Here is a 9819-nt window from a genome sequence, read left to right as displayed (position 1 = left end):
CGGCCAGTTCTTCGCGGGCTGCGGCGACGGTGGACATGCCCAGATACACGCCCATTTCGTCGGCAAGCGTGTCGAGCACCTGATGGTCGGATTGGCTGGCCTGCTGGGCGGTGCCGCGCAGCGCCGCTTCGAACGGCCGGAAACGACCCTCCCAGTTGACGAATACACCGGCCTTCTGGGTCGTCGACGCGACCGGAAACACGACGTCGGCGCGTTCGGTTACGGCGCTGTGCCGCAGCTCTAGGCTGACCACGAAGCCGACACCGTCCAGCGCCGCCAGCACCGCCTGCGGATCGATGAAGTCGTTGGGCTCGACACCGCCTAGGAGCAGCGCGCCCAGCGTGCCGTCGGTGGCGGCGGCGACGATTGCGTCGGCGTCACGTCCACTGCCGGAGGGCAATTCGGAGACGTTCCACGCCTGGGCAACCTGCGCCCGGGCGGTCTCGTCGTCGACGGGCCGGCCGCCGGGCAGCAGCCCCGGCAGCGCACCGGCTTCCAGCGCGCCCCTCTCGCCGGCGCGACGCGGCACCCAGGCCAGGCGGGCGCCGGTGGCGTCGGCGAGCCGGGCCGCGGCCGACAATCCGCCCGGCACCGTGGCCAGCCGTTCGCCGACCATGATGACCGCCCCCGCGGTGGAGAGCAGATCGCCCACCTCACCGCTGGCCAACCCTTCCAACGCCGAAGCTTCTGCGCCGGGAACGGTTTTGATCAGCCGCCCGGACATCTTGGTCAGCGCGCGGGTGGCGAAGGGCGCGATGGCGTAGATCGGCAACCCGTGCTTGCGGGCCGCTTTGCGCAACCGCAGGAAGACGATGGGCGACTCGTCCTCGGGCTCGAATCCGGCCAGCACGACGACCGGCGCTGATTCCAGGTCGGCGTAGCTGACGGAAATCGGTTGGCCCGCGATCCGGGCGGCCAAAAAGTCAGCCTCCTCGGCCGAGCCCGGGCGGGCCCGAAAATCGATGTCGTTGCTATCCAACACGATTCGCGCGAACTTCGAGTAGGCATAGGCGTCCTCCAACGTCGCCCTGCCGCCGACCAGCACACCCGTGCGGCCGCGCGCCGCTTCGAGGCCCTTTGTTGCGACGGCGATCGCGTGCGACCACGACGCCGGTTGCAGCGAGCCGTCGGCGTCGCGGATCAGGGGGGTGTTGAGCACATCGGCCTGGGTCGCGTAGGTGAACGCCCACCGCCCCTTGTCGCAGTTCCACTCCTCGTTGACTTCGGGATCGTCGCCGGCCAACCGGCGCAGCACCTTGCCGCGGCGGTGGTCGGTGCGCTGCGCGCACCCGGAAGCGCAGTGCTCGCAGACGCTGGGGCTGGAGACCAAGTCGAACGGGCGGGCCCGGAACCGGTACGAGGACCCGGTGAGTGCGCCCACCGGGCAGATTTGCACGGTGTTGCCCGAGAAGTAGGAGTCGAACGGTTCGTTGGCGTAAATGCCGACCTGCTGCAGGGCGCCCCGTTCCTGCATGTCGATGAAGATGTCGCCGGCGATCTGCTCGGAGAACCGGGTGCAGCGTGCGCACAGGATGCAGCGCTCCCGGTCCAGTAAGACCTGTGACGAGATGTTGATCGGCTTGGCGAAGGTGCGCTTGACATCGGTGAAGCGAGAATCGGCGCGGCCGTTGGACATCGCCTGGTTCTGCAGCGGGCATTCCCCGCCCTTGTCGCACATCGGGCAGTCCAGCGGGTGGTTGATGAGCAGCAGCTCCATCACGCCGTGCTGAGCCTTGTCCGCGGCCTCCGAGGTGAGCTGGGTGCGCACTACCATGTCGTCGGTGGCGACGGTGGTGCACGACGCCATCGGCTTGCGCTGGCCTTCGACCTCGACCAGACACTGCCGGCAGGCGCCGACGGGTTCCAGCAGCGGGTGGTCGCAGAACCGCGGGATCTGGATGCCCATCAATTCGGCGGCACGGATCACCAAAGTTCCCTTGGGAACGCTGATCTCGTTGCCGTCGATGGTCAGCGTCACCAGCTCCGGCGGACGCACCTCGTCGCCGGTTTCGGTCTTGGCCGCGCTTGTCATCGAGTCTTACCCTTTCGCGCCGTCGCGCTCCGCCGTCAGCATGGAGTCTCGTGGATCGAAGGGGCATCCGCCGCCCTCGACGTGCGCGACGTATTCGTCGCGGAAGAACTTGATCGACGACATCACCGGGCTGGCGGCACCATCGCCCAAGGCGCAGAACGACTTCCCCAGAATGGTGTCGGAGATATCCAGGAGCTTCTGGATGTCCTCGTCGGTGCCCTTACCGGTTTCCAGCCGCTCGTAGATCTGATCCAGCCAGAAAGTGCCCTCGCGGCACGGCGTGCATTTTCCGCACGACTCGTGCTTGTAGAAGTAGGTCCAGCGCCACACGGCACGGACCACGCAGGTGGTCTCGTCGAAGATCTCCAGCGCCTTCGTGCCCAGCATCGAGCCCACGGCGCCGACACCCTCGTAGTCCAGCGGCACGTCGAGGTGCTCGTCGGTCAGCAGCGGGGTCGACGACCCGCCGGGTGTCCAGAATTTGAGCCGATGCCCGGACCGCACGCCGCCGGCGTAGGCGAGCAACTCCCGCAACGTGATTCCGAGCGGGGCCTCGTACTGGCCGGGCCGGGTGACGTGGCCCGAGAGCGAATACAGTGTGAAGCCCGGGGATTTCTCGCTGCCCATCGAGCGGAACCAGTCCACGCCGTTGCCGATGATCGCCGGCACGCTCGCGATGGTCTCGACATTGTTGATCACCGTCGGGCAGCCGTAGAGTCCGGCCACAGCCGGGAACGGCGGGCGCAGCCGCGGCTGGCCGCGGCGGCCTTCCAGCGAGTCCAGCAGCGCGGTTTCCTCGCCGCAGATGTAGGCGCCGGCACCGGCGTGCACCACCAGTTCCAGGTCGAAGCCCGAGCCGTTGATGTCGCGGCCCAGGTAGCCGGCGGCGTAGGCCTCCGCCACCGCGTTCTGCAGGCGGCGCAGGACCGGCAGCACCTCCCCGCGCACATAGATGAACGCGTGGCTGGCCCGGATCGCGTACGAGGCGATGATGACGCCCTCGACGAGGACATGAGGCGTCGCCAGCATCAGCGGAATGTCTTTGCACGTACCGGGTTCCGACTCGTCGGCGTTGACCACCAGGTAATGGGGTTTGGCGGCCGCGCCGGTGTCACCCTGCGGGATGAACGACCATTTCGTCCCCGTCGAGAATCCCGCGCCGCCGCGCCCGCGCAGCCCGGAATCCTTCACCATCCCGATCACCGCGTCGGGCTCCATCGCCAGCGCCTTCTTCATCGCCTCGTAACCGCCGTGGCGGTGGTAGGTCTCCAGCGTCCAGGATTCGGGGTCGTCCCAGAACCGGCTGATGACCGGCGTCAGCGGTGTCGCCTGATTGTCAGAAGTTGTTGTCATTACTGGCCTTCCGGCGCGCTGGGCGCCTCCATGCCGAGTTCCTGGGCAACCTTCAGGCCGGCCAGCGTGGCCGCGCCGGCGCCGCCCTGGCCCTGGTCAGGACGCTCGTCAGGCAGGCCGGCCAGGATGCGCGACGTCTCGCGAAAGACGCACAGCGGGGCACCACGAGTGGGCGACTTCGGCTCGCCGGAACGCAGGGAGTCGACGAGTTCGCGCGCCGACTCCGGCGTTTGGTTGTCGAAGAACTCCCAGTTCACCATCACCACCGGTGCGTAATCGCAGGCGGCGTTGCATTCGATGTGCTGCAGCGTGACCGATCCGTCGGCGGTGGTCTCGTCGTTGCCCACGCCCAGATGTTCCTTCAGGGCTTCGAAGATGGCATCGCCACCCATGATGGCGCACAACGTGTTTGTGCAGACACCCACCAGATATTCGCCGGTGGGGCCGCGCCGATACATGGTGTAAAAGCTCGCCACCGCGGACACCTCGGCCCCGGTGAGCCCCAGCTGCTCACCGCAGAAATCCAGGCCCGCCGGTGTGACATAGGAATCCTGGGCTTGCACCAGGTGCAGCAACGGCAACAGCGCCGAACGCTTGTCGGGGTAGCGGCCCATGATCTCCTTGGCGTCGACCTCGAGCCGGGCCCGCACCTCGGGTGGATACGTCTTGGGCGCACCCTCGACGACGAACGCGTTGGGCTCGTCGGGCGGTGGGCCGAGACGGATGAAGACCGGCTGCCCCTGTGGCCCCGTCACCGGTCCACCCCGCCCATCACCGGGTCGATGCTGGCGACCGCGGTGATCAGGTCGGCGACCATCCCGCCTTCGCACATCGCAGCCACCGCCTGCAGATTCGTGAACGAGGGGTCTCGGTAGTGCACCCGGTAGGGCCGGGTGCCGCCGTCGCTGACCATGTGCACGCCCAGCTCGCCGCGCGGCGATTCGACCGCCGTGTAGACCTGGCCCGCCGGAACTCTGATGCCCTCGGTGACCAGTTTGAAGTGGTGAATCAACGCCTCCATGGAGCCGCCCATGATCTTGGCGATATGTTCGGGTGAGTTGCCCAAGCCGTCGGGGCCCACCTTCAGGTCGGCCGGCCAGGCGATCTTGCGGTCCTCGACCATGGTCGGGCCGGGCTTCAGTTTGTCCAGACACTGCTCGACGATCTTGATCGACTCCCACATCTCGTTGACGCGAATCATGTAGCGCCCGTAAGCATCACATGTGTCTTCGGTGATTACGTCGAATTCGTAGTTTTCGTATCCGCAGTACGGTTCGCTCTTACGCAGATCGTGGGGAAGGCCGGTCGCACGCAGGATGGGGCCGGTGATGCCCAGCGCCATACAACCGGTCAGATCCAGATATCCGACGTCCTGGGTGCGGGCCTTCCAGATCGCGTTCTCGTTGAGCAGGCCACCCATGTCGCGCAGGACCTGCCTGAGTTCCTTGAGGCCTTCGACGATCTCGGCTTCCGCGTTAGGCGGTAGATCCTGCGCCACACCCCCTGGGCGGACGTAGGCGCTGTTCATTCGCAGGCCGGTGATCGACTCGAACAGGGTCAGGACGATCTCGCGTCCGCGGAATCCGACGAACATCGGGGTCATGGCGCCCAGTTCCATGCCGCCGGTGGCCAATGCCACCAGATGCGAGGAGATCCGGTTGAGCTCCATCATCATCACCCGGATCACGTTGACCCGCTCCGGAATCTGATCGGTGATGCCGAGCAGCTTCTCCACACCGAGGCAGTACGCCGTCTCGTTGAAAAACGGCGCGAGGTAATCCATCCGGGTCACGAAGGTGACACCCTGGGTCCAGTAGCGGTATTCGAGGTTCTTTTCGATTCCGGTATGCAAGTACCCGATGCCGCACCGGGCGTCGGTGACCGTCTCGCCCTCGATCTCCAGGATCAGCCGCAACACCCCGTGCGTGGACGGATGTTGGGGCCCCATGTTGACGATGATGCGTTCGCCGGGATCGACAGCGCGGGCTGCTTCGACGACCTTGTCCCAGTCCTGGCCGCCGGCGACCACAAAGGTCTCGCCGGCGCCGTCGTGCGTCGATTCAGTGGTAGTGCTCATCAGTTGTAAGCTCTCCGCTCGTCGGGCGGGGGTATCTGTGCGCCTTTGTATTCGACGGGAATTCCGCCGAGGGGGTAGTCCTTGCGCTGGGGGTGCCCGTGCCAGTCGTCCGGCATCTCGATGCGGGTCAGGGATGGGTGCCCGTCGAAGATGATGCCGAAGAAGTCGTAGGTCTCCCGTTCGTGCCAGTCGGTCGTCGGATAAATCCCGAACAGCGAGGGAATGTGCGGATCACCGTCGGGCGCAGACACTTCCAGGCGGACGCGGCGATTGTGCGTAATCGACTGCAACGGATATACCGCGTGAAGTTCGCGTCCCGTCTCGTGCGGGTAGTGCACCCCGCTGACGCCCAGGCACATTTCGAAGCGCAGCTGCGGGTCGTCGCGCAGCCGGCGAGCGACCTGCTCCAGCGCGTCGCGCCGAACGTGCAAGGTCAGTTCGTCGCGGTACACGACGACTTTCTCGATGGCGTCGGTGAATTCGACGTTGTCCTTGCTCAACGCCGCGGCCAGTCCGTCGACCACCTCGTCGAAGTAGCCGCCGTAGGGCCGCGGGCTGCTGCCCGGGAGCAGGACTTCGCGCACCAGTCGCCCGTAACCGGACGTGTCACCCGAGCCCTTGGCGCCGAACATCCCGCGGCGCACATCGATGACTTCTTCGTCGGCGCGGCTGATTGCTTCTTTAGGGTCTTGGTCCGGTGAGCTCATCGCAGCAGTCCGCGCATCTCGATGGTGGGCCGGGCCGACAGCGCCGCCTGCTCGGCTTCGGCGATGGCGGTCTCCCGGTTGACGCCCAGCGGCATCTCCTGAATCTTCTCGTGCAGCTTGAGGATTGCGTACAGCAGCATCTCCGGGCGCGGTGGGCAGCCGGGCAGGTAGATGTCCACCGGGACCACGTGATCGACGCCCTGCACCACCGCGTAGTTGTTGAACATCCCGCCGGATGACGCGCATACGCCCATGGCCAGCACCCATTTCGGTTCGGCCATCTGGTCGTAGATCTGTCGCAACACCGGAGCCATCTTCTGGCTCACCCGTCCGGCGACGATCATCAGATCGGCTTGCCGGGGGGTCGCCGAGAATCGCTCCATGCCGAACCGGGCGATGTCGAATCTTGGCCCGGCCGTTGCCATCATCTCGATGGCGCAGCAGGCCAACCCGAACGTCGCCGGCCACAGTGAGTTCTTGCGGACGTAGCCCGCGACCTTCTCGACTGTGGACAGCAGAATCCCGCCGGGCAGCTGTTCCTCAAGACCCACGTCTTACCTCAATCCCACGTCAGGCCGCCGCGGCGCCACACGTAGGCGTAGGCCACGAAAACCGTCAGCATGAAGATCACCATTTCGACCAGAGCGAAGGTGCCCAGCGCGTCATAGCTGACGGCCCAGGGGTACAGGAACACGATTTCGATGTCGAAGACGATGAAGAGCATCGCGGTGAGGTAGTACTTCACCGGAAAGCGCTGCCCGGCTGTCGCATGCGGGCCGCTCACCGATGTCTCGGTGGGTTCGATTCCACACTCGTACGCCGACATCTTCGACTTGTTGAAACGCGACGGGCCGGCCAGGCTCGCGATCGCCACCGAGCCCACGGCAAAGGCAGTGGCAATGGCGCCTAGCACCAAGATGGGTATGTAGACGTTCAACTCGCTCCATGATCCGTCGTACGAGCCGCCTGCGGCGGCCAGGCGGTAGCCGGGCTGCTGTGACGAACCGGGCCGCAGGCCCGCCACAGTGATTTACAACATAGCGTCGCGGCGTGCGGCGCGCTTGCCCGGGGTGGAGGTTTTGCCGTATCGGCGGTGCCGTGGGGCGCTGTGCTGCGCAAACTCGATAGTCGGTGAAACCAATGCTCGCCGTCGCACGCGATGTGCCGCACCAGCCGCCCGGGGAACACCAGCAAAGGCCCGGCTGCGCCGATCGCTGCGGCGGTCATGATCAACGGCATCGCGAGGGCGGATGGGTCGTCGTCAGCAACGTCGCGACCAGTGGCGGTCGCCTTGGCGAGACGGCCCAAAATGTCAGGGCTGCCGCCTTCGGCGGCCGGGAACGACGTCCGCGGCAAGGCGCGGCGTGAACCGGATCAGCGAACCGGCTCTCGCAGCAGGTTCAACACAGTGCGGCCGAGCAGGATGGGGTCGATGGGATGCGGCACCGCGCCCTCGGCGCGCGACCAGGAGGCCAACCACGCATCGTCGGGCCGCCCGGTCAGCACGACCAGGGGCGGGCAGGTCTCGAGTTCGTCTTTGAGCTGCTTTGCGATTCCCATCCCGCCGGTAGGGGTGGCCTCGCCGTCCAGGATGGCCAAGTCGATGCCGCCCTTGTCCATCGTCGCAATCACCATGGGCCCGGTCGCCACCTCGACGTAGCTCAGCTCGGGCAGGTCCGGATGCAGCTGCTTGCCCAGTGCCCGCATCACCCGTTCGCGGGTTTGGACATTGCTGCTGTAGACGAGGATCCGCAGGGTGATGGTGGAGTCGGACACGGTGCAGATGCTACTGGTGCCGGCCCGGGTTCAGCGGGGTGCCCGCAGAAATGTTTATTGCGATACCCGCACGAAGATTGCGTCCGCCGCGACCGTCGCCGTCGAGCCGATCATGCCGGCCCGGTTCCAACCCAGGTCGAACCGGTCCCGATCGAGCTTGGTTTCACCGGTGATTCGGATCGAGCCGTCGTCGAGCTCGGAGATCGTGACGGGCAGCGACACCTCCGCGGTGACGCCTTTGATCGTGAAGCTGGTGCGAAGGTCGGCGCCCTTGCCTTTCGTCGGGTGCACCGCGGTGACGACGACGCTGATCTCCCCGAAGCGTTCGACGTCGAAGAAGTCGGCGGAGCGCAGGTGCTTGTCGCGACGCCCGATGCCGGTGTTCAGCGAGCCGGCGCGGATGTCCACCCGGCCGAAAACCGCTCCCTTGCCGGTCAGTTGGCCATCGCCGGTGAAGTCGGTGAAGCGGCCCTTGACGTTCACCAGGCCCCACATGTTCCTGATCTTGAACGTGATGGCCGAGCGATCCGGGGCCAGGTTCCACACGCCGGCCATCTCGGGATCGTGAAGCAGTGTCTCCAACGTCGTCATCGTCACCCCCAATGTGTCGTGGCGAATGTAGCGCTAGTTCGTCAGCGGCGCGATCCCGGCGGGGTCGAAGTATTCGTCGATCCGCTCGATCAGGCCGTTCGTGCCCACCCGGATCACGATGCAGACTCGCAGCGAGATCGACTGCCCGGCATGCCCGGTGGCGTGCAGGATGTGCTGCTGGACGAAGCCCCGGACGGCGCCGTCATCGAACAGCTGCCGGTCCAGGATTTCGTAGCGACGCTGCGTGGTCGCGCCGATGAACCAATCGATGACCCGCATCGCGCGGGTCTTGTCGTCGTCGCGCCGCGAGCCGACGCGCCACACCGCGATGTCGTTGCTCCACATCGCGTCAACCGCGGCGACATCGCTTCGCTCGATCGCCGTGAACAGGCGGTTGGCCGCATCGAGAACCGTCTCGGCGCTGGAAGCGGGCATGTCTGGCTCCTATCTGGTCGCCGAGCTATTCGCTGTCGTATCCGGGGTGGGCGACGGCCAGTCGGCGTCGCACCAGGATGCGCAGGCAGGCGGTGACCTGGTCCGCTTGCCCGTCCATGTCGCCGGCCCGAATCGCGGCGGCCAGCTGCTTTTCATCTTCGAAGCCCAGGCCGTCCAGCGCCGCGCGGGATTCGGCCGCATTCTCGTCGAGTAGCTCGCGCTCGACGATGCGCAATGCATTGGCCGCGACCCGGGCATGGAAGTTGACCTGTCCCTCAGTCGCGCCGCGCACATCGGTTTCCAGGAATTCGGCGACCGCGGCAACCAGTTCGGCGGCCAGCGGGCGACCGTATGCGCCGTTCATCGCCGCGCCTCGAGCAGGTTGAGGAGGTCCCACTCGGTTTCGCAGACGCGACGGCCGATGGTGGCCAGCTCGACCGAGCGGTTGTGTCCGCTCAGGTGCCGTTCCGCCTGGAAACGGCAGATGACACCCCAGCGCAAGGTGGCCAGCACCAGCCACCAGTGAAACGCCACCCGGTCGACCGTAGTCGCGCTGGCCTCTTCGTAGGCACGCAGGAAGCTTTCGATGCTGCCCAGGCCGCCGGCGCCGAGGCCGGCCGGAGCGCCGAATCGCCACGCCCGGATGCAGAACCACGCGAGGTCTTCGTACGCCTGCCCGATGTGCACCAGCTCCCAGTCCAGTACCGCGGCGAGGTTCGACCCGTCGACGATGAGGTTGCCCATGCGAAAGTCGCCGTGTACCAATACCGCCGCCGACACGGGCATTCCAGACCTGACGCACGAAGACCAACTGGCCGAATGGCGTCAACGCCTCGACGATATGGGCG

General features: G+C 66.2%; 11 protein-coding genes and 1 pseudogene. All 12 read right to left on the bottom strand.

What is annotated here, in order from left to right; all coding sequences use genetic code 11:
* A partial coding sequence (locus A5652_RS21540) for an NADH-quinone oxidoreductase subunit G (protein ID WP_067356426.1) occupies nucleotides 1-2032 on the bottom strand: 2032 nt, incomplete at its 3' end.
* 6 nt (nucleotides 2033-2038) lie between these two features.
* A complete protein-coding gene (gene nuoF / locus A5652_RS21535; protein ID WP_067356422.1) occupies nucleotides 2039-3385 on the bottom strand; it encodes an NADH-quinone oxidoreductase subunit NuoF in 1347 nt (448 codons plus the stop codon).
* Nucleotides 3385-4140, bottom strand: a complete 756-nt coding sequence (gene nuoE, locus A5652_RS21530; protein ID WP_067356419.1) for an NADH-quinone oxidoreductase subunit NuoE — start codon at nucleotides 4138-4140, stop codon at nucleotides 3385-3387. Before nuoE ends, nuoF begins: the two co-directional genes overlap by 1 nt.
* Nucleotides 4137-5462, bottom strand: a complete 1326-nt coding sequence (gene nuoD, locus A5652_RS21525) for an NADH dehydrogenase (quinone) subunit D (protein WP_067356415.1) — start codon at nucleotides 5460-5462, stop codon at nucleotides 4137-4139. The genes nuoE and nuoD overlap by 4 nt, the downstream gene beginning before the upstream one ends.
* Nucleotides 5462-6169: an NADH-quinone oxidoreductase subunit C gene (locus A5652_RS21520; RefSeq protein ID WP_067356411.1), complete on the bottom strand. Its 708-nt coding sequence runs from the start codon at nucleotides 6167-6169 to the stop codon at nucleotides 5462-5464. The genes nuoD and A5652_RS21520 overlap by 1 nt, the downstream gene beginning before the upstream one ends.
* Entirely contained in the window at nucleotides 6166-6720 is a 555-nt protein-coding gene (locus A5652_RS21515) for an NADH-quinone oxidoreductase subunit B family protein (RefSeq protein ID WP_007772881.1), read from the bottom strand. The genes A5652_RS21520 and A5652_RS21515 overlap by 4 nt, the downstream gene beginning before the upstream one ends.
* Before the next feature lie 8 nt (nucleotides 6721-6728).
* A complete protein-coding gene (locus tag A5652_RS21510) occupies nucleotides 6729-7106 on the bottom strand; it encodes an NADH-quinone oxidoreductase subunit A (RefSeq protein WP_007772880.1) in 378 nt (125 codons plus the stop codon).
* A gap of 437 nt (nucleotides 7107-7543) precedes the next feature.
* Nucleotides 7544-7945, bottom strand: a complete 402-nt coding sequence (locus tag A5652_RS21505) for a hypothetical protein (RefSeq protein ID WP_067356408.1) — start codon at nucleotides 7943-7945, stop codon at nucleotides 7544-7546.
* Between the two features lie 54 nt (nucleotides 7946-7999).
* Nucleotides 8000-8536: a YceI family protein gene (locus tag A5652_RS21500; RefSeq protein WP_067356429.1), complete on the bottom strand. Its 537-nt coding sequence runs from the start codon at nucleotides 8534-8536 to the stop codon at nucleotides 8000-8002.
* Nucleotides 8537-8569: 33 nt separating this feature from the next.
* Nucleotides 8570-8971 carry a nuclear transport factor 2 family protein gene (locus A5652_RS21495; RefSeq protein WP_067356405.1) on the bottom strand — a complete coding sequence of 134 codons (402 nt, stop codon included), beginning with the start codon at nucleotides 8969-8971 and terminating at the stop codon, nucleotides 8570-8572.
* Between the two features lie 25 nt (nucleotides 8972-8996).
* A complete protein-coding gene (locus A5652_RS28170) occupies nucleotides 8997-9335 on the bottom strand; it encodes a DUF6285 domain-containing protein (RefSeq protein WP_067356400.1) in 339 nt (112 codons plus the stop codon).
* A pseudogene (locus A5652_RS28165) lies at nucleotides 9332-9742 on the bottom strand (phosphotransferase); the annotation flags it as partial. The pseudogene A5652_RS28165 and the gene A5652_RS28170, both read right to left, overlap by 4 nt.
* Between the last annotated feature and the right edge of the window lie 77 nt (nucleotides 9743-9819).

This window comes from Mycobacterium sp. 1165178.9 (assembly GCF_001673555.1).
Classification (GTDB): Bacteria; Actinomycetota; Actinomycetes; order Mycobacteriales; family Mycobacteriaceae; genus Mycobacterium.
The sequence above is the reverse complement of the archived record's forward strand: the minus strand, read 5'-3'. Positions and strand labels throughout refer to the sequence as shown.

Excerpts from the sequence above, each read along its gene's own strand:
- nuoD (WP_067356415.1), bottom strand. The coding sequence starts at position 5,462 with ATGAGCACTACCACTGAATCGACGCACGACGGCGCCGGCGAGACCTTT.
- A5652_RS21500 (WP_067356429.1), bottom strand. The coding sequence starts at position 8,536 with ATGACGACGTTGGAGACACTGCTTCACGATCCCGAGATGGCCGGCGTG.
- A5652_RS21495 (WP_067356405.1), bottom strand. The coding sequence starts at position 8,971 with ATGCCCGCTTCCAGCGCCGAGACGGTTCTCGATGCGGCCAACCGCCTG.
- A5652_RS28170 (WP_067356400.1), bottom strand. The coding sequence starts at position 9,335 with ATGAACGGCGCATACGGTCGCCCGCTGGCCGCCGAACTGGTTGCCGCG.
- A5652_RS21520 (WP_067356411.1), bottom strand. The coding sequence starts at position 6,169 with ATGAGCTCACCGGACCAAGACCCTAAAGAAGCAATCAGCCGCGCCGAC.
- nuoF (WP_067356422.1), bottom strand. The coding sequence starts at position 3,385 with ATGACAACAACTTCTGACAATCAGGCGACACCGCTGACGCCGGTCATC.